The organism is Pantoea sp. S61 (genome assembly GCF_016625145.1).
GTDB classification, from domain to species: Bacteria; Pseudomonadota; Gammaproteobacteria; order Enterobacterales; family Enterobacteriaceae; genus Pantoea; species Pantoea rwandensis_B.
The window spans coordinates 167556-186631 of the sequence record NZ_JACVUO010000008.1 but is presented as its reverse complement, the minus strand read 5'-3'; the positions used below and the strand labels follow the sequence as shown (position 1 = coordinate 186631).

Genomic DNA, 19076 nt, shown 5'->3' with positions numbered 1-19076 from the left:
ACAGAGGCCCGCAATGCGGGCCTTTTTTATATTTTGTCACGCAGTGACGTGGATTCTTACCGCTGTCAGTGGTATTCAGACTGGCAGGGTAGCCAAAGGTGAGCGGTATGTGGATAAACGGCGTAGAGCAGTTCGAACTTTCTGCGCGCGATCGCGCGGTGCAGTTTGGTGATGGCTGTTTTACCACTGCTGCGGTAGTGGCAGGCAAAATACAACTGCTGAACGCCCATTTGCAGCGATTGCAGGAAGGCTGTGAGCGTTTATTCATTCCCTTACCGGATATGGCGCAGCTGGCCGAGGAGATGCAGCATGCCGCCAATGGTCAAACCCAGTCGGTTTTAAAAGTGATTCTGACGCCAGGTGTCGGTGGACGGGGATATAGCCGAACCGGTTGCGCAACCCCGACGCGCATCCTCTCCCTTTCGCCGTGGCCGCAACACTACGCCACTTTGCAGCAGCAGGGTGCAGCGCTGATAACCAGCCCCGTGAGACTGGCGCGTAATCCACTGCTCGCCGGCCTCAAACATCTTAACCGACTGGAACAGGTGCTGATCCGTCAGCAGCTCGACCACACCGATGCTGATGAGGCGCTGGTGCTTGACACTGCAGGGACGGTGGTGGAATGCTGTGCGGCCAATTTATTCTGGCGCAAAGGCGATCAGGTTTTCACGCCGCGTCTTGAGCAAGCGGGTGTCGATGGCATTATGCGCCGTTATCTGATGGCGAAGATGGCGTCGGAAGGCCAGGCTTGTCAGTTGATTGAAGGAAGCAGGGACGATGTGCTGAACGCCGATGAAGTGGTGATCTGCAATGCCCTGATGCCGGTTTTACCTGTGCGGAAAATTGACGATGTTTCGTTCACCGCACGCACGCTGTACCAGCAGCTGTATAACAGTTGCCAGAAGATGGAAGCATCATGACCCAAATGAAAAAAATACTCGCCAGCGCTGTGGCGATTGCCGGCCTCGCGGCGGCATTGAGTTATTGGCAGATTGAACGTTTAGCCGATACCCCTTTGACTATTAATCAGGAAACGATCTACACATTGCCCGCAGGTAGTGGTCGGGTCGTGCTGGAAGCGCAGCTGGAAAGCCAGCACATCATTCCGGAAAGTATCTGGTTTGGGCCGCTATTGAAACTTGAGCCTGAGCTCGCGAAGTTCAAAGCCGGAACCTACCGACTGGAAAGCAATATGACGGTAAGGCAGCTGCTGCTGTTGCTGGCCAGCGGTAAAGAAGCGCAATTTCCGGTGCGGTTTGTCGAGGGTTCTCGCCTGAAGGAGTGGTTGGCCGAACTGCGTCAAGCGCCCTATATCAAACATACGCTAACTGACGATCAGTTTGCGACCGTCGCCGCTGCGCTGAAAATGGATGCAAATCAGCTTGAGGGCGCTTTCTACCCCGACACCTATTTGTATACGGCTAACACCAGTGATGTATCGCTGCTGGAGCGTGCGCACACGCGCATGAATAAACTGGTGGATGAGATCTGGCAGGGGCGGATGGACAATCTGCCCTATAAAAAAGAGCAAGATCTGGTCACCATGGCCTCGATTATCGAAAAAGAGACCGGCGTGACGGAAGAGCGCGCGCGCGTTGCCTCGGTCTTTATTAATCGCTTGCGCACCGGCATGAAGCTGCAAACCGATCCTACCGTGATTTACGGTATGGGCGATAACTACACCGGTACGATTACGCGTAAAGACCTCGAAACGCCGACCGATTACAATACCTACACGATTAGCGGATTGCCGCCAGGTCCTATCGCGATGCCAGGTCGAGCCTCGCTGGAAGCGGCGGCGCATCCAGAAAAAACCAACTATCTCTATTTTGTCGCGGATGGCAAAGGCGGACATACCTTTACCACCAATCTCGCCAGCCATAATAAAGCGGTGCAGGTCTATCGGCTGGCCATGAAGGAAAAAAATGAAAAGTAAGTTTATCGTCATTGAAGGCCTTGAAGGCGCGGGCAAAACCACTGCGCGTGATGCTATTGTGGCGGTGCTGCATGAGCAGGGTATCGACGATGTGGTGTTCACCCGTGAGCCCGGCGGCACGCCGCTGGCAGAACAATTGCGCGTGCTGGTGAAGCAGGGAATTGATGGCGAACAGGTGACTGACAAAGCCGAATTGCTGATGCTGTATGCTGCCCGTGTTCAACTAGTAGAGAACGTGATTAAGCCTGCATTAGCGCGTGGCGCCTGGGTGGTTGGCGACCGTCACGATCTCTCATCCCAGGCTTACCAGGGCGGTGGCCGTGGCCTGGATACGCAGTTGATGACCACCCTGCGCGATGCGGTATTGGGCGACTTCCGTCCGGACTTGACCCTATACCTGGATGTGACACCGGAAATTGGCCTGCAACGCGCGCGTGCTCGAGGGGAACTCGATCGTATTGAGCAGGAATCACTGGGATTCTTTGAACGCACACGTGACCGTTATCTGGCGTTAGCTGCCTGCGATGACACCATTTTAACCATTGATGCCACACAAAATATTGAAGAGGTGACATCGTCACTTAAATCAGCGCTACAGAAATGGCTGGCAGGTCAGGCGGCATGAACTGGTATCCGTGGCTGAATCAGCCCTATCGGCAGATTATCAGCCGTCATCAAAGCGGTCAGGCACACCATGCCTTGCTGATACAGGCCATTAATGGCATGGGTGACGATGCGTTAGTGTGGGGTGTGAGCCGCTGGTTAATGTGCCAACATCCAGAAGGCTTGAAGAGCTGCGGCCATTGCCACGGCTGCCAGCTGATGCAGGCGCAGACGCATCCTGACTGGTATCGCCTGGAAGCAGAAAAAGGCAAATCCTCACTGGGTATTGATGCGGTCCGTGACGTCACCGAGAAGCTCTACCATTTTGCTCAGCAGGGCGGAGCAAAGATTGTCTGGTTGCCGGATGCGGCGCAGCTCACTGAGGCCGCAGCCAATGCGTTGTTGAAAACCCTGGAAGAGCCTCCTGCCAACTGCTGGTTTTTCCTCAGCGTCCGTGAGCCATCACGTTTGCTGGCAACATTGCGTAGCCGTTGCATGACATGGCATCTTTCCCCACCGGAAGAGCTGCCCAGTTTGCAATGGCTGCAGAAGCAGTTGCCGCAATCCGAGCCAGTACTGCGAGCCGCTCTGCGCTTGAGCAATGGCGCACCTGCTGCTGCGTTGACCCTGCTACAGCCTGAGCGCTGGCAGGCACGTGAGAAGCTGTGTGAAACCTTGCTCAGCGCGTTGAACAGCGATGTACTGCAACTGCTGCCTGCGCTGAACAGCGACGATGTGGCAGAGCGCCTCAGCTGGCTGATTTCATTAGTGGTGGATGCCATGAAAGTGCAGCAGGGTGCCAGCAACTGGTTGAGCAACGGCGACCATCCTGAGGTCGTATCGCAACTGGCTCAGCAGCTTAGCAGCAGCGCGCTCAACGCCAGCGCCCAGCAGTGGATGCAGTGTCGTGAGCAACTGTTGCACGTCGCCGCCCTGAACCGTGAACTGATTTTGACCGATCGCCTGTTAGCCTGGGGACGCTTAATGTCGCCCTCGGCGGTCGGCTAAGCGCAAAAGAGAGAAGTATGTTTATTGTTGATTCGCACTGCCATCTTGATGGCCTGGATTATGAGAAGCAGCACCGCGATCTGGACGATGTGATCGCCAAAGCCGCAGCGCGTGACGTGAAGTTTATGCTGGCGATTGCCACCACGCTGCCGGATTACTACAAGATCAAGCAACTGGTCGGCGACAGGGAAAACATCGCTCTGGCGTGCGGCGTGCACCCGTTGAATCAGGAAGCGCCGTACGATGTCGAAGAGTTTCGTCGACTGGCCGCTGAAGAGCAGGTGATTGCACTGGGCGAAACCGGGCTGGATTACTTCTATCAGCAGGAGACCAAAGCGCAGCAGCAAGCCTCGTTCCGTGAACACATCCGTACCGGCATCGCGCTGAATAAGCCGATCATCGTACACACTCGTGATGCACGTGAAGACACGCTGGCGATCCTGCGTGAAGAGCAGGTGGAAAAGTGTGGTGGCGTACTGCACTGCTTTACTGAAGATAAAGAGACTGCGGCGCAGTTGCTGGATATGGGCTTCTATATCTCCTTCTCCGGCATTTTGACCTTCCGCAATGCTGAACAGATTCGTGATGCCGCGCGCTACGTGCCGCTGGATCGCATGCTGGTAGAGACCGACTCGCCGTATCTGGCGCCGGTTCCGCATCGTGGCAAAGAAAACCAGCCAGCCTTTACGCGCGATGTCGCGGATTATATGGCTGTGCTGAAAGGTATTGATATCGAAACCCTGGCCGCGGCCACCACAGAAAACTTCTCGCGTCTGTTCCATGTCCCAATGAGCCGACTTGGCGGCTAATCCGCTTTATTTTAAACTCTGTAATAATTCCATAATCACTGACCTGTGCGGCATATAACGCGGCACGGGCAGTGATTTATTGCTGTTTCTCCAGGCAATTCAGTCAAAAACAACAGAAAGCAAGCGTTCGTCTTGAGCGAAACGTGATAGCCGTCAAAGTAACAAATATCGATTTATTTTACCCTTCGTAATAAATCAAAAGACGCTCAGCGTCACCCCGGTGAAGGATCCTCCCCCTTTGCCAGCGCACTGCGCAAATATGCACTCATACTCAGGAGCTTCTATGTTCAAGAACGCATTTGCGAACCTGCAAAAAGTAGGTAAATCGCTAATGTTGCCGGTATCGGTTTTGCCGATTGCCGGTATTTTATTAGGTGTTGGTTCGGCTAACTTCAGCTGGTTGCCTGCTGTGGTTTCACATGTGATGGCGGAGGCAGGCGGTTCCGTGTTCGCCAACATGCCGCTGATCTTTGCGATTGGCGTGGCGCTCGGTTTTACCAATAACGATGGCGTATCGGCACTGGCTTCCGTGGTTGCTTACGGCATCATGGTGAAAACCATGGCGGTGGTTGCACCACTGGTGTTGCACTTGCCGCCAGCGGAAATTGAAGCCAAACACCTTGCCGATACCGGGGTGCTGGGCGGGATCATTGCCGGTTCGATCGCCGCGTATATGTTTAACCGTTTCTATCGCATCAAGCTGCCTGAATATCTTGGCTTCTTCGCCGGTAAGCGTTTTGTACCGATCATTTCCGGTCTGACCGCGATTTTCACGGGTATTGTGTTGTCCTTTATCTGGCCACCGATTGGCACCGCGATTCAGGATTTCTCACAATGGGCGGCTTATCAGAACCCGGTGGTGGCGTTCGGCATTTACGGTGTGGTTGAGCGTTCGCTGGTGCCGTTTGGTCTGCACCATATCTGGAACGTGCCTTTCCAGATGCAGATTGGTGAGTTCACCAACGCCGCAGGTCAGGTGTTCCACGGTGATATCCCACGCTATATGGCGGGCGATCCAACCGCAGGTAAACTCTCTGGCGGCTTCCTGTTCAAAATGTACGGTCTGCCTGCGGCTGCGATTGCTATCTGGCACTCGGCTAAGCCGGAAAACCGCGCCAAAGTGGGCGGTATTATGATCTCCGCCGCGCTGACCTCGTTCCTGACCGGTATCACCGAACCGATCGAATTTTCGTTCATGTTCGTGGCGCCGATTCTGTATGTCATCCATGCAATTCTGGCGGGCCTGGCATTCCCAATCTGTATTCTGCTGGGCATGCGTGATGGCACCAGCTTCTCACACGGTCTGATTGACTTTGTGGTGCTGAGCGGTAACAGCAGCAAGATCTGGTTGTTCCCGATTATCGGTATCATTTACGGCCTGATTTATTACACCGTTTTCCGTGTACTGATTGTGAAATTGAATCTGAAAACACCTGGACGTGAGGACACCGCAATCGAACAGAGCAGCGCCACCGGTAGCGAGATGGCAGGCAAACTGGTTACTGCATTTGGTGGTAAAGAGAACATCACCAATCTCGACGCCTGTATTACGCGTTTGCGTGTGAGCGTCGCGGATGTGGCGAAAGTGAATCAAAATGAACTGAAAAACCTCGGCGCGCGTGGCGTGGTGGTGGCCGGTTCCGGTGTTCAGGCGATCTTCGGCACCAAGTCCGATAACCTGAAAACTGAGATGGATGATTATATTCGTAATATGTAAGGGCTAGAGGCTCGTCCCGCGACATCTCTGTCGCGGGACACTTTACTCTTCTGCCGCCGCTTCCTCGCACCTCACCATTGGTACGATTACAGATAAACCCGCAAATACTCCGTCAGACACAGCAGCGCCATCGCCTGGCCATAGGGCATTGACGTCAGCGGCACCTGGCGGTAGTAGTCCAAATCGCTGCCCATCGCGGTGCCAAATGAGACCTGTTTTAACTCTCCGTCTTCATCAATATTGGCGATCACGCCACGCAGGGCTTTTTCCGCCATCGGGCGATATTCATCAGATAAATATCGTTTACGCACCGCTTTGAGAATCCCATAAGCGAATCCTGCGGTGGCAGACGCTTCCGGATAGCTTTGTGGATCGTCAAGCAAGGTATGCCAGAGACCGCTGCTGTGCTGGCAATCGGCTAATGCCTTTACCTGACTGGACAATACCTGCTGCAGGAAGCGACGCGTGGCATGCTGTTCCGGCCAGTTCATCATCTCTAGGAAATCCGGGATGACGATGGTCAGCCAGCTATTACCGCGTGCCCAACGGGCATTGGCAAAGTTGTGTCGGCCATTGAAGGTCCAGCCGTGGAACCACAAACCGGTTTGGCGATCCATCAGGTATTGGGTGTGGATCAGGAATTGATAGCTGGCTTCTTCGACAAACTCCGGACGATCGAGTAACTGGCCGATCTTCGCCAGCGCCATCACGCTCATCATCAAAGTGTCGTCCCACAGCTGCTGGGTATTTTCGTTGTTGTAAACGATGTGCTGCAGACCGCCTTGCTCAGTACGCGGCATTTCATACATCACCCACTCAGCCCAGCGTTCCAGCACCGGGCGCCATGCTGCGTTACCCGTCTCTTCATAGCGATAAGCCAGCGTCAGGAACGGGCACACGGTGTTAACGTTTTTGGTGGGCGTGCCCTCTGCTAAGCGCGCGCTAAACCAGTCATCGATGATCTTGAGTGTCGCCTGATCGCCGGTCTGCTGGGTGTAATGCAGCATGCCATACAGCCCGATGCCGTGCGTCCATTCCCAGCCAGCCCAACCTTTAGTGTCAATGACGCGGCCATCATCCAGCCGCAGCAAAAACTCGCCGCTATGATCGGTGATATTGACCAGGTTGTCGGTGAGTTTGTGGATCAGTTGCACTAACTCACTGCGTGGCAACAGGTATTCAGGCTGGCGTAACAGAGCGCTGTGTTTAACAGGAAATACAGTCATGGTTCATTCCTATCGTTAATCAGGGTAGGGAGAGGAGGTAAGCTGCCGCGTTGTGTGGATAGCGCGGGCGCCGGGGGCTTATTGCGGTTGAGGTAACCGACATTGTTATTGCCCCACAGATTTTCATAGGGCATCCCGGCTAGCGTTTCGACGATGGCACGTGCCTGCGGCGTAATTCGTTCCGGGACAACGCGTCCGGCTTCACGCATCTTCAGCGTCTCTTCGCGCAGCACGGTGTGGGTATGCAGATTAAGTTTGAAGCGCAGCGACACAATGAAACCGCAGGTCAGGACGCCAACGGTGCCGATGCTGAGGATCAGCAGAATGCTGTGGCTCACCGCAGGAACCTGCTCAGCTTTACCGGAGGTAAAACCGGCCAGTTGCAGCAGGATGCCAACGATCATCACGGCACCGGCCTGCGAGGCTTTGCGTGTCAACGTCATGATCCCGGCGAAAATACCTTCGCGCCGCTGTCCGGTGATCACTTCATCGACATCGGCGATATAGGTGTAGGTATTCCACGGGACATAGTTAATGCCACCACGTCCTAAACCGGCGAAGGCCGAGATCAGCACTAACAGCGCGAAGTTATCGTTCATTCCGCTGTACCACAGCCCGGCGTAGGAGAGGGCGCTGAGGCCAAACAGCACCACCACCAGACGATAGGCTGGGGCCGGTCCGAGGCGTATACACAGCGGGATCATTGCCATCACCGCGATAAATTGCAGCACCGCCATCGTGCCCATCAGGCTGGAAGCGATTTGCGCGCTCTGCATCAGTACCAACACCACGTACCAGGTAAATACCGCGTTAAAGACGTCCTGAGCGATGTAACCGCCCAAATACATGCCAAGATGCTGACGAAAGATACGGATGCGCAGCGTGGAGGCGAGCTCGATATACAGCCGTTTCAGGCTTTGGAACAGCGAGAGTTGCGTCTTTTCTTCTTCGGCTCGACGTGACTCGGCGGAAAAATCCTCCGGTGCGCGTTCCCAGGTGAAGCGCCACACCAGGGTTAGCACCAGCGCACAGATCACCGAGAACACCAGGCTGGCATAAAAGAAGGAGATGGGATTCTCTTTGCCAAACCAGCCAATCAAAATGCCGGGCAGGAAGGCCGCCAGAATGGAGGAGAGCTGCGCCAACGCGATACGCGCGCCGGAGAAGCGGCTCTTTTGTTTAAAGTCATCGGTCATCTCCGGCACCAGCGTTTCGTAGGGCACCAGAATCATGGTGTAGACCATATCGAACAGCAGATAAGTCAGCAGATACCACCAGAAACTCATGTCGCCTATCCACATCAGGCTATAGCTGAAAACACACGGAATACCGAGCAGGATAAAGAACTTGCGGCGGCCAAAGCGCTTGCCAAGCCAGGTGGACCCGAAGTTATCGGTGAGAAAGCCCATCAGCGGGCTGACGACCGCATCCATCACGCGGGCAGCAGCAAAAATAAAGGTGGCTTCAATCGGCGAAAGCCCGCAGAAGGTGGTGTAGAAATAGAGTAACCAGGCAGCGGTGAGCGCCGTGGTGCCGGCGCCGAGGAAATCCCCGGAACCGTAAGCCAGATAGTGGCCCAGACTAATTTTACGAGACTGCATGGCAGATTCTCCTTGAAATCGACGGATGACACATCCCTCATTACTCCGTACTGCTTGCCCGGATTGGATAGAAAGTAGAGCGCGGTACAGCGGCAAACCTTCGCGATTTGGCAAGGGTTGACGGTTGAGTGGCAAAAACACAAAGAAACTGGCGTGATATCTCTAATTTATAAAACAGTGTTTCATTTTAGTGATCGGCGATGGCATAAATTTGAGAGGGAGAGCACAGCAATGCTGCCTGGGGGATGAAATGGCGTAAAGGCAGCCATTTAACAGAAGAAAAGTGGTACTGAGGTTGAAAGCAAACGAATTCCTCGCGCATACTGCCTGACTGAACTCAGGCTTAAGGAAATGCACCATGGCTGAAGAAACCATTTTCAGTAAAATCATTCGTCGCGAAATTCCCGCCGACGTGGTTTATCAGGATGAACTGGTCACCGCCTTCCGCGATATCGCGCCTAAAGCGCCAACGCACATTCTGATTATCCCTAATGTATTGATCCCCACCGCCAATGACGTGCAGGAAGCACACGAGCATGCGCTGGGCCGTATGATTACCGTGGCGGCGAAAATTGCGAAAGAAGAAGGGATTGCCGAAGATGGCTATCGCCTGATCATGAACTGTAACCGTCATGGTGGTCAGGAGGTTTATCATATTCATATGCACCTGGTCGGCGGTCAGCCGCTGGGTCCGATGCTGTCTATCTAACCTCAGGCGGACCTTGTGATGCGTCAATGGCTGAGTGGCCTGCTGCTGCTGTCCCTTGCCGGGTGCAGCAGTGACAAACCGATGATCAACACGTCGCAATCGCTGGTGATGGAGTCTTCCGTGCTTTCTGCGGGCATCATCACCGATGAACCCACGCTGGCCAGCCGTGATGGGCAAATGCGAGCCTCGAGCGTCCTCTTTAATCAGCGGGAAACGCCAGTGACCGTACATTACCGTTTCTATTGGTATGACGAGAAGGGACTGGAGATTACCCCGGAAGAGCCGGCGCAGACCCAAGTTGTCCCGGCGCATGGCAGCACTGAAGTTGTCTCGCAAATCGGTAACCTGACCGCCAGTAAGGTGCGTCTCTATCTTTATCTCTGAGGAGTAACCTGTGATTCGCAGTGTAAAACGTTCCAGCGCGCTGTTATTTGCGTTGATGCTCACCGGTTGTGTGGTGAAACAGCAAACTCCGGCGCCGGTTGAACCGACCCAGCCGACGACGCCAACCCAACCGGAGCAGCCACCTGTGCAGCCGGTGCCGCCACCGGAAAATGTGCCGCAGCCACCGAAGCTGAAAACCATTAACTGGAATGCCAGCGTGCAGCCATTAGTGGGGAATATGGTGCAGTCTGCGGGTGTGAATCCTGGCAGTGTGCTGCTGGTGGACCGCATCAAGAACAGCACCAACGGCGCGTTGCAGAGCGATAAAGCCACCGATGCCATCCAGAATGCGCTGGCAAACAACGGCAAATTCACGCTGGTGACGCCAGAACAGCTGGCACAGGCAAAACAGACGCTGGGCTTATCAGCCGATGACAGCCTCAATTCGCGCAGCAAAGCGATTGGCCTGGCACGCAATGTCAACGCGCAGTATGTGCTTTACAGCAGCGCACAGGGCGATGTGAAAGCGCCAACGCTGCAGATGCAGCTGATGCTGGTGCAGACCGGTGAAATTATCTGGTCAGGCAATGGTATTGCTCAACCCTGATCCCTTACTGCAACAACGGATTCAGCAACAATGGCCGACGGCGCAAGCTGCCGGTCATTTTTTCGCGCTGTCGGGATTGAGTGGCAACAGTGTTCGGGTGAAAACCGAGCAGGGTGAGCTGCTGGCGCGTCGTGCGCCGCAGCAACCGCTCCCGTTTGTTGATCGTCAGCGCGAATATCGCATCTTGCGTCAAATGCGTGCTGCGCACCTCGGGCCGTCGCCACTGGATTGGCATCATCCCTGGTTATTACAGAGCTGGTTGCCCGGCGAGGTGCTGACCCCTGCGCAGTTCAATCAACAGCGTGATGCGGTGCTTGCCTTGCTGCATCGCCTGCATCAGCAGCCGCTGACAGGCTATCGCTTGCGACTGACACCGCTGTTGCAACACTACTGGCAGCTGTGCCAGCAACGCCACTGGCGCTGGCAACATCAACTCCAGCGCCTGATCAGGCAGGGTGAACCCCGGCCGTTACGCCTCGTGCCGATTCATATGGATGTTCACGCCGGCAATGTGATTGCCACACCAGACGGCTTACGTCTCATCGATTGGGAATATGCTGCCGATGGTGATGTGGCATTGGAACTCGCGGCGCTCTGCGCGGTCGATGGAGAACACCCAATCGACTGGATTGCGGGTTACGCGCAACGCAGCCAGATTGACGAAGCGCAACTTAAGCGACATATGCGGCGCTGGCAGCCGTGGCTGCACCTGCTGATGGCCAGCTGGTATCAGCTGCGCGCTGAACAGAGCGGTGACCCTCATTTACAACAGCTGGCGCAGGCCAGCTGGCAGGATCTTTAACTCAGGATTGTAACCATGACCATGAATACTCCCGGCCCGCTGATGCTGGATGTTGAAAGCTACGAACTCGACGCCGAAGAGCGTGAGATTCTGCAACATCCGCTGGTGGGCGGACTGATTCTGTTTGCCCGCAACTTCCACGATGTGGATCAGCTGGCAGAACTGGTGCGCCAGATTCGCGCCGCTTCGCGTAATCGTTTAGTGGTCGCCGTGGATCAGGAAGGCGGGCGTGTGCAGCGCTTCCGTGAAGGCTTTACCAAACTCCCCGCGATGCAATCTTTTGCCGCCCTGCACGATATCGCCACTGCAGGTGAAGTCGCCCAGCAGGCGGGCTGGCAGATGGCAGCGGAAATGATCGCGATGGATATCGACATCAGCTTTGCCCCAGTACTGGATATTGGCCACATCAGCGCGGCGATTGGCGACCGTTCCTTCCATGAAGATCCCCCGATTGCATTGCAAATTGCCCGCCGTTTTATCAACGGCATGCACGAAGCGGGCATGAAAACCACCGGCAAGCATTTCCCCGGCCACGGTGCGGTGAGTGCTGATTCCCACAAAGAGACCCCGCGTGATACGCGCGATGCCGCCACGCTGCGCCAGCATGACATGGCCATCTTCAAACAGTTAATTGATGAGCAGTTACTGGATGCGGTGATGCCCGCGCACGTTATCTATACTGAGGTGGATCCGTTACCTGCCAGCGGCTCGCCTTACTGGCTGCAAACGGTGTTGCGCAAAGAGTTGGGCTTCAACGGTGTCATTTTCTCCGACGATCTGTCGATGGAAGGTGCTGCGGTCATGGGCAGTTATGCTGAGCGCGCGCAGCAATCGCTCAATGCCGGCTGCGACATGATCCTGGTGTGCAATCAGCGCGCCGGAGCGGTGAGTGTGCTGGATAACTTGACGCCGATCCAGGCGGAGCGTGTGACGCAGTTATACCATCAGGGGCGTTATACCCGAGAAGCGCTGCAATCCAGTGAACGCTGGAAGCAGAATCATCATCAGCTGAGCGCATTGCAGGCGCGCTGGCTGGAGCATAAAGCGTCGGGCAGATAAGCGTCGCTGCCCGGATTTCATTCCACGCTGAGGATAATCATGATCATCTATCTGCACGGTTTTGATTCCAACAGTCCGGGCAACCACGAAAAAGTGCTGCAACTGCAGTTTATTGACCCGGACGTCAGACTCATCAGTTACAGCACGCAACACCCCAAACATGACATGCAGTTTCTGTTGAAAGAGTGCGATAAATTGCAGCAGCAGGGCGGTGATGCGCATCCCTTGATTTGCGGGGTGGGGCTTGGGGGTTACTGGGCCGAACGTATCGGTTTTCTCTGCGGTATGCGCCAGGTGATCTTTAATCCCAACCTGTTTCCGTTTGAGAACATGGAAGGCAAGATTGATCGTCCGGAAGAGTATCTGGATATCGCCACCAAGTGCGTCAGTGATTTTCGCGAAAAGAATCGCGATCGCTGCCTGACCATTTTGTCCCGTCATGACGAGGCGCTGGATAATCAGCGCACGGCCGCGCAACTGCATCCTTTCTATGAAATCGTGTGGGACGAACAGGCCAGCCATAAATTCAAGAATATCTCGCCGCATTTACACCGCATTAAGGCCTTTAAATCCCTCGCCTGAGCCTCCGCGCGCCGTGTGATGCGGCGCACAAAACGTTTAACATTCTGATAATGCGCTTGAAAGATTGATGTACATCAATTTTCTTATGATATGTCGTTAGCGCCGTGATATTCTGCCCTCAGCTCGCGATTTAACGTCGCCAACCCTATGTTTATTAAGGTTTTTAGTAACCATTAATTAACTATTGGTTTACAACTTTGAGGGGGTCTTTGTTGACTACATCTATGGAAAAAATCGTCATTATTGGCGGTGGTGCCGGCGGCTTAGAGCTGGCAACGCAGCTCGGTCACAAGCTGGGTCGGAAGAAGAAAGCCGAGATTATTCTCGTCGATCGCAACCACAGCCATCTGTGGAAACCATTGCTGCACGAAGTGGCAACCGGTTCGATGGACGAAGGGATCGATGCCCTGAGCTATCTGGCGCACGCGCGTAATCACGGTTTTCAGTTCCAGCTGGGTTCGCTGACGCAAATCAACCGCGAAAACAAAACCATTGAGCTGGCGGAAATCCGCGATGCTAACGGTGAATTGCTGGTGCCGCAGCGCGAGATGGCTTATGACCGTCTGGTGATGGCGCTGGGCAGTACTTCCAATGACTTCGGCACACCGGGTGTGAAAGATCACTGCATTTTCCTCGATAACCCGCATCAGGCTCGTCGTTTCCACAACGAGATGCTTAACCTGTTCCTGCGCTTCTCCGCCAGTGAAGGTAGCCTGGAAAAAGTTAACATTGCGATTGTCGGCGGCGGCGCCACCGGCGTTGAACTGTCAGCAGAACTCTACAATGCCGTGAAGCAGCTGCACAGCTATGGCTACAAAGGCCTTGATAGCTCTGCACTGAACGTGACGCTGGTGGAAGCCGGTGAGCGTATTCTGCCAGCCTTGCCACCGCGCATTTCTGCTGCGGCACACCAGGAACTGACCAAGCTCGGCGTACGCGTCCTGACGCAAACCATGGTGACCAGCGCGACAGAAGAGGGGCTCAATACCAAAGGCGGCGAATTTATCAATGCTGACCTGATGGTGTGGGCTGCCGGTATTAAGGCGCCAGACTTTATGAAAGAGATTGGTGGGCTGGAAACCAACCGCATCAATCAGCTGGTGGTGAAAGACACGCTGCAAACCACGCTGGATGATGACATCTACGCGATTGGCGACTGCGCTTCCTGCGCACTGCCGGGCGGCGGTTTTGTGCCACCGCGCGCGCAGTCTGCACACCAGATGGCGTCACGCGCGCTGGAAAATATTCTGGCGCAACGCAAAGGCAAACCGCTCAAAGCTTACGTCTATAAGGATCACGGTTCGCTGGTGTCACTGTCACGCTTCACCACGGTGGGTAGCCTGATGGGCAACCTGATGCGCGGCTCGATGATGGTAGAAGGGCGCATTGCGCGTTTCGTCTACATTTCTCTATATCGCATGCACCAGATTGCGCTCCACGGATACTTCAAAACCGGCCTGATGATGCTGGTCGGTAGCCTGAACCGCGTGCTGCGTCCTCGCCTCAAGCTGCACTAATGATTGCCGGGCGGTTATCTGCCGCCAGATGCCGCTCCGCCTGCCGTAACCTGCTGAAAAACGACAATTCAGTTTAAGGTTACGGCGGTATTTCAGCTTCTCTCAGAACTCTCCGAAAAACTGGCCCTGACGGCTTTCCGTTGCGTTTCCTCCATTAATCTGATGTTGCAATTACGGACCATCTGTAAAACTTATATCAACAAACACGGCGCGGCGCGCACGCCGGTTATGCCTCGGCTACACAGGATTTCGTAGCGGCAGGAATGCGCGGTAACAACATTCAGGAGGACATTCCTGTGAATAAATCAATGTTAGCGGGTATCGGTATCGGCGTGGCAGCAGCGTTAGGGGTTGCCGCAGTCGCCAGCATGGATGTCTTTGATCGCGGCCCGCAGTATGCACAAGTTCTCTCGGCTACGCCGATCAAAGAGAACATTAAACAACCGCGACAGGAGTGTCGCAACGTGACGTTAACGCATCGTCGTCCGGTACAGGATGAGAACCGCATCGCCGGTTCAGTACTGGGTGCAGTGGCGGGCGGCGTGCTCGGTCACCAGTTTGGTGGCGGTCGTGGGCGCGATGTCGCAACGGTAGCGGGCGCGCTGGCGGGCGGTTACGGTGGTAACCAGGTGCAGGGGGCACTGCAGGATCGTGATACCTACACCACCAACGAGCAGCGTTGCAAAACCGTTTACGACAAACAGGAAAAAATGCTGGGTTATGATGTGACCTATAAAATAGGCGACCAGCAGGGCAAAATCCGCATGGAAAATGACCCTGGCACCCGCATTCCGCTCGACCGTAATGGTCAGCTGATCCTGAATTCGAATCAGGCCTGATTGGGCAAAGACACGTCACAGCAGCAGTAACGAAAAAAGCGCCGTAAGGCGCTTTTTTTATGGTGTAAACGGGAGCGGCGAGATGTATCTCGCGTCCCGATAGCCACAATGTTGCCTGCAGAAGCGCAAGGTATTGCTTCGCCAGGCGAGATGCGGCTGAGGGCGCTAAACCCGATTCTTCGCCAGTTCGGCAATGAAGCCCTGCACCCACTCCATCCGCACTTTGCGCTCTTCTAAATCACGAGTGAATCTCAGACGAGTTGGGCCATCCAACTTCCACTGTTTAGGATCTTTTTGCAGCAGGCCAATTAACCAACCGGGATCGACATGGTTCTGCGGCGCGAACTCGAAGAACCCGCCTTTTTCACTGGCTTCAATTTTACGCACGCCCAGTTCTCGCGCCACCAGACGTAAAGCCGCCACATCCAGAAGGTTGCGCGCCGCATCCGGCAACTTGCCGAAACGGTCGATCATCTCAACCTTCAGCTCAGCCAGTTCCTGCTCGTCACTGGCTGAAGCAACGCGTTTATAGAGTGACAAACGCGTGTTCACATCCGGGATAAAGTCATCCGGCAGCAGCGCAGGCATGCGCAGTTCGATTTCGGTCTGGTTGCTGGTGAGATCTTCCAGCGACGGCTCGCGCCCGGCCTTCAGCGCATCGACCGCGTTTTCCAGCAGCTCCATATACAGCGTGAAACCGATCGTTTCCATCTGACCGCTCTGATCTTCGCCCAGCAGTTCACCGGCACCGCGAATTTCAAGGTCGTGCGTCGCCAGCGCAAAGCCTGCGCCCAGGTCCTCCAGCGAGGCAATCGCCTCCAGACGCTTCTGCGCATCAGTGGTCATGGCTTTTGGATGCGGCGTTAACAGCCAGGCATAGGCCTGATGGTGTGAGCGTCCGACGCGGCCACGCAGCTGATGCAGCTGCGCCAGGCCAAAGTGGTCAGCACGTTCAATGATGATGGTGTTAGCGCTCGGCACATCAATACCGGTTTCGATGATGGTGGTACACACCAGCACGTTAAAACGCTGGTGGTGGAAATCATTCATCACCCGTTCCAGCTCGCGCTCGCGCATCTGGCCGTGACCGATGGCGATGCGGGCCTCAGGCACCAGCTCCGCCAGGCGTTGTGCGGCTTTTTCGATGTTCTCGACATCGTTGTAGAGATAGTAAACCTGACCGCCGCGCAAAATTTCACGCAGCAGCGCTTCACGCACCACCAGGCTGTCGTACTCGCGCACAAAGGTTTTCACCGCTAAGCGGCGGGCTGGCGGTGTCGCAATGATCGACAGATCGCGCATGCCGCTCATCGCCATATTCAGCGTACGTGGGATCGGCGTGGCAGTCAGAGTCAGGATATCAACGTCCGCGCGCATTGCTTTAATACGCTCTTTGTGACGCACGCCAAAACGATGTTCTTCATCGACAATCAACAGGCCGAGATCGTGCCATTTCAGGTCGTTTGACAGCAACTTGTGTGTGCCGATCAAAATATCCACTTTGCCTTCACGCGCCTGTTCCAGCACCTGGCTCTGCTCTTTGGCGCTGCGGAAGCGTGACAGCATCTCAATGCGCACCGGCCAGTTGGCGAAACGGTCGCGGAAGTTATCGTAATGCTGCTGCGCCAGCAGGGTGGTGGGCACCAGCACGGCGACTTGTTTGGCATTTTCCACCGCGAGGAAGGCGGCGCGCATCGCCACTTCAGTTTTACCAAAGCCTACGTCACCGCACACCAGACGATCCATCGCCAGCGGCTGGCACATGTCGCTCAGCACGGCATTAATGGCCTGACCCTGGTCCGGCGTCGTCTCAAACGGGAAGCCTTCACAGAACAGTTGATACTGATCGCGATCGTGCTTAAAGGCGAAGCCGGTTTTGGCCGCGCGTTGGGCGTAGATATCCAGCAGTTCGGCCGCTACATCACGCACTTTCTCGGCCGCTTTCTGGCGTGCACGTGACCAGGCATCGCTGCCAAGCTTGTGCAGCGGGGCATTCTCATCCGCGCCACCCGCGTAGCGGCTGATCAGGTGCAGTGATGAAACGGGCACGTACAGCTTGGCGTCGCCCGCATAGGAGAGCATCAGATATTCCGCGACAATGCCGCCAGCTTCCAGCGTGGTCAGGCCAATATAACGGCCCACACCGTGTTCCAGATGCACCACCGGCTGGCCGGGGTGTAACTCGGCGAGGTTGCGAATCAACACATCGGGATTGATGGTACGGCGATTATCCTGGCGACGACGGCTGACACGCTCACCCAGCAGGTCGCTTTCACAAATCAATGCACGATGGCCCGCGCTATCAATAAAGCCGCGTTCGCTGGCGCCAATCATTAAACTGTGCGGCTGTTTGGCGGCTTCTTCAAAGCGTTCAATCGGCTGTGGGCGCAGTTTGATGCGCGCCAGCAGCTCCTGCAGGCTTTCACGGCGGCCTTCACTTTCCACCGAGAAAATAATCTGCCCATCAAACTGCTCCATGAACTGACGCAGCAGATCGAGTGGCGCTTTAGCCTGGGCCTGCACCGTCAGTTCCGGCAGCGGTTGATAGCCGAGATTGGTATTGGCGGCTTTTTCTGGCAGCGTTTCGCTGCTGAGCTGCATGCGTGGCCAGGCTTTCAGTTCGCCAAGCAACGCGTCCGGGCGCAGCCACAACGTTGCAGGCTCCAGCAGCGGGCGCATAGGATCGATGCGACGATTTTCGAAACGCGCGTTAGCATCCTGCCAGAAGCGATCGGCGCTGCCGTGCAGATTGCCACTGTTGAGTACCAGCGTGTTAGCAGGCAGATAGCTGAACAGGGTGGGCAACTCCTGCTCAAAGAACAGCGGCTGCCAGTATTCGATCCCGGCCGGCAGCGTGCCTTTGCTCACTTGTTGATAGACATGCTCCGGCTCGCGGCGCACATCAAATAGCTCGCGCCAGCGGCTGCGGAACAGCTCAATCGCTGCTTTATCAGTAGGAAACTCGTGCGCAGGCAGCAGATTGATGGCATCAACCGCTTCCAGCGTGCGTTGGCTGTCCACATCGAACAGGCGCAGGCTGTCAATTTCGTCATCAAAGAAGTCAATGCGATAGGGCTGATCGCTGCCCATTGGGAACAGATCCAGCAGCGCACCACGCGTGGCGTACTCGCCGTGTTCCATCACCTGATCGACATGGCGATAACCAGCTTGCTCCAGCTGATCACGCAGCGCATCGCGCGAGAGTTTTTGCCCCTGTTTCATCACCAGCGCATGGCCGTGCAGGAAGCTGTGCGGACAAACGCGCTGCATCAGCGTGTTGACCGGCATAATCAGCATGCCGCGCGTCAGATTGGGCAGTTGATAAAGGGTGGAAAGACGGGCGGAGATAATGTCCTGATGCGGCGAGAAGCTGTCGTAAGGCAGCGTTTCCCAGTCGGCGAGATTGGTGACCGGCAGATCGGTGAACTGGCGAATCTCCTCCTGCAGACGCAGGGCAGATTGCATATCTGGCGTAATCATCAACACCGGACCCGGGTGGCGTTCGGTGATACTGGCGCACTCAACCGCCTGCGCGGCGCCAATCAGTTCGCCGAGCTGACGATGATCGCCCGCTTTCGCAGGCAGGGTATAACGACTCTGTTCCGACATAAGGACTCGACATTCTCTCCTTGGATTCCAGGGCGTCATCATTCCATAATCCGCCCTGAGGATCATCT

Annotated in this window: 17 protein-coding genes; 14 read left to right on the top strand and 3 right to left on the bottom strand. The window is 55.4% G+C overall.

From position 1 onward, the window contains the following. The first annotated feature begins 107 nt into the window (after nucleotides 1–107). From pabC to ptsG, 6 genes are all read left to right on the top strand, one after another. Nucleotides 108–920 carry an aminodeoxychorismate lyase gene (gene pabC, locus IAE30_RS16770; protein ID WP_038647593.1) on the top strand — a complete coding sequence of 271 codons (813 nt, stop codon included), beginning with the start codon at nucleotides 108–110 and terminating at the stop codon, nucleotides 918–920. Next, nucleotides 917–1936, top strand: coding sequence for an endolytic transglycosylase MltG (gene mltG, locus IAE30_RS16765; protein WP_200680439.1), 1020 nt, complete (start codon nucleotides 917–919; stop codon nucleotides 1934–1936). The genes pabC and mltG overlap by 4 nt, the downstream gene beginning before the upstream one ends. After that, complete coding sequence (tmk, locus tag IAE30_RS16760; RefSeq protein WP_038647589.1) at nucleotides 1926–2561, top strand: dTMP kinase; 636 nt, start codon at nucleotides 1926–1928, stop codon at nucleotides 2559–2561. The genes mltG and tmk overlap by 11 nt, the downstream gene beginning before the upstream one ends. Then, the gene (holB, locus tag IAE30_RS16755; RefSeq protein ID WP_200680437.1) at nucleotides 2558–3547 is read left to right on the top strand and encodes a DNA polymerase III subunit delta'; all 990 of its coding nucleotides are present in this window, start codon (nucleotides 2558–2560) and stop codon (nucleotides 3545–3547) included. Before tmk ends, holB begins: the two co-directional genes overlap by 4 nt. Nucleotides 3548–3564: 17 nt before the next feature. Further along, entirely contained in the window at nucleotides 3565–4356 is a 792-nt protein-coding gene (locus IAE30_RS16750; protein WP_038647584.1) for a metal-dependent hydrolase, read from the top strand. A 283-nt stretch (nucleotides 4357–4639) separates the two neighbouring features. After that, a complete protein-coding gene (ptsG, locus tag IAE30_RS16745) occupies nucleotides 4640–6073 on the top strand; it encodes a PTS glucose transporter subunit IIBC (protein WP_200680436.1) in 1434 nt (477 codons plus the stop codon). An 86-nt stretch (nucleotides 6074–6159) separates the two neighbouring features. Here the strand turns inward: ptsG and IAE30_RS16740 are convergent, their stop codons facing one another. Next, nucleotides 6160–7299: a glycoside hydrolase family 105 protein gene (locus IAE30_RS16740; RefSeq protein WP_200680435.1), complete on the bottom strand. Its 1140-nt coding sequence runs from the start codon at nucleotides 7297–7299 to the stop codon at nucleotides 6160–6162. Next, nucleotides 7296–8900 carry an MFS transporter gene (locus IAE30_RS16735; protein ID WP_200680434.1) on the bottom strand — a complete coding sequence of 535 codons (1605 nt, stop codon included), beginning with the start codon at nucleotides 8898–8900 and terminating at the stop codon, nucleotides 7296–7298. Before IAE30_RS16735 ends, IAE30_RS16740 begins: the two co-directional genes overlap by 4 nt. 358 nt (nucleotides 8901–9258) lie before the next feature. Between IAE30_RS16735 and hinT the strand changes: the two genes are divergently transcribed. From hinT to IAE30_RS16695, 8 genes are all read left to right on the top strand, one after another. After that, nucleotides 9259–9609, top strand: a complete 351-nt coding sequence (gene hinT, locus IAE30_RS16730; protein WP_038647576.1) for a purine nucleoside phosphoramidase — start codon at nucleotides 9259–9261, stop codon at nucleotides 9607–9609. A gap of 18 nt (nucleotides 9610–9627) precedes the next feature. Next, entirely contained in the window at nucleotides 9628–9993 is a 366-nt protein-coding gene (locus IAE30_RS16725) for a YcfL family protein (RefSeq protein ID WP_200680458.1), read from the top strand. 10 nt (nucleotides 9994–10003) lie between these two features. After that, nucleotides 10004–10600, top strand: a complete 597-nt coding sequence (gene lpoB / locus IAE30_RS16720) for a penicillin-binding protein activator LpoB (RefSeq protein WP_038647572.1) — start codon at nucleotides 10004–10006, stop codon at nucleotides 10598–10600. Beyond that, nucleotides 10560–11402, top strand: a complete 843-nt coding sequence (gene thiK, locus IAE30_RS16715) for a thiamine kinase (protein ID WP_370585617.1) — start codon at nucleotides 10560–10562, stop codon at nucleotides 11400–11402. Before lpoB ends, thiK begins: the two co-directional genes overlap by 41 nt. Before the next feature lie 15 nt (nucleotides 11403–11417). Beyond that, nucleotides 11418–12461 (top strand): beta-N-acetylhexosaminidase, encoded by a 1044-nt coding sequence (gene nagZ, locus IAE30_RS16710; RefSeq protein WP_200680433.1) that lies wholly within the window; start codon nucleotides 11418–11420, stop codon nucleotides 12459–12461. A gap of 39 nt (nucleotides 12462–12500) precedes the next feature. Next, complete coding sequence (gene ycfP / locus IAE30_RS16705) at nucleotides 12501–13043, top strand: alpha/beta hydrolase YcfP (protein WP_038647566.1); 543 nt, start codon at nucleotides 12501–12503, stop codon at nucleotides 13041–13043. A 212-nt stretch (nucleotides 13044–13255) separates the two neighbouring features. After that, the gene (locus IAE30_RS16700; RefSeq protein ID WP_156102801.1) at nucleotides 13256–14560 is read left to right on the top strand and encodes an NAD(P)/FAD-dependent oxidoreductase; all 1305 of its coding nucleotides are present in this window, start codon (nucleotides 13256–13258) and stop codon (nucleotides 14558–14560) included. 296 nt (nucleotides 14561–14856) lie between these two features. Next, on the top strand, nucleotides 14857–15399 hold the full coding sequence (locus tag IAE30_RS16695; RefSeq protein ID WP_038650180.1) for a glycine zipper 2TM domain-containing protein: 543 nt from the start codon (nucleotides 14857–14859) through the stop codon (nucleotides 15397–15399). A 165-nt stretch (nucleotides 15400–15564) separates the two neighbouring features. On the opposite strand, the gene mfd is transcribed toward IAE30_RS16695, so the two are convergent. Beyond that, a complete protein-coding gene (gene mfd / locus IAE30_RS16690) occupies nucleotides 15565–19008 on the bottom strand; it encodes a transcription-repair coupling factor (RefSeq protein ID WP_200680432.1) in 3444 nt (1147 codons plus the stop codon). Nucleotides 19009–19076: the final 68 nt, after the last annotated feature.

What these genes read in the sequence shown, in the direction of transcription:
- pabC (WP_038647593.1), top strand. Translation starts at nt 108, where the DNA reads ATGTGGATAAACGGCGTAGAGCAGTTCGAACTTTCTGCGCGCGATCGC.
- mltG (WP_200680439.1), top strand. Translation starts at nt 917, where the DNA reads ATGACCCAAATGAAAAAAATACTCGCCAGCGCTGTGGCGATTGCCGGC.
- tmk (WP_038647589.1), top strand. Translation starts at nt 1,926, where the DNA reads ATGAAAAGTAAGTTTATCGTCATTGAAGGCCTTGAAGGCGCGGGCAAA.
- holB (WP_200680437.1), top strand. Translation starts at nt 2,558, where the DNA reads ATGAACTGGTATCCGTGGCTGAATCAGCCCTATCGGCAGATTATCAGC.
- IAE30_RS16750 (WP_038647584.1), top strand. Translation starts at nt 3,565, where the DNA reads ATGTTTATTGTTGATTCGCACTGCCATCTTGATGGCCTGGATTATGAG.
- ptsG (WP_200680436.1), top strand. Translation starts at nt 4,640, where the DNA reads ATGTTCAAGAACGCATTTGCGAACCTGCAAAAAGTAGGTAAATCGCTA.
- IAE30_RS16740 (WP_200680435.1), bottom strand. Translation starts at nt 7,299, where the DNA reads ATGACTGTATTTCCTGTTAAACACAGCGCTCTGTTACGCCAGCCTGAA.
- IAE30_RS16735 (WP_200680434.1), bottom strand. Translation starts at nt 8,900, where the DNA reads ATGCAGTCTCGTAAAATTAGTCTGGGCCACTATCTGGCTTACGGTTCC.
- hinT (WP_038647576.1), top strand. Translation starts at nt 9,259, where the DNA reads ATGGCTGAAGAAACCATTTTCAGTAAAATCATTCGTCGCGAAATTCCC.
- IAE30_RS16725 (WP_200680458.1), top strand. Translation starts at nt 9,628, where the DNA reads ATGCGTCAATGGCTGAGTGGCCTGCTGCTGCTGTCCCTTGCCGGGTGC.
- nagZ (WP_200680433.1), top strand. Translation starts at nt 11,418, where the DNA reads ATGACCATGAATACTCCCGGCCCGCTGATGCTGGATGTTGAAAGCTAC.
- ycfP (WP_038647566.1), top strand. Translation starts at nt 12,501, where the DNA reads ATGATCATCTATCTGCACGGTTTTGATTCCAACAGTCCGGGCAACCAC.
- mfd (WP_200680432.1), bottom strand. Translation starts at nt 19,008, where the DNA reads ATGTCGGAACAGAGTCGTTATACCCTGCCTGCGAAAGCGGGCGATCAT.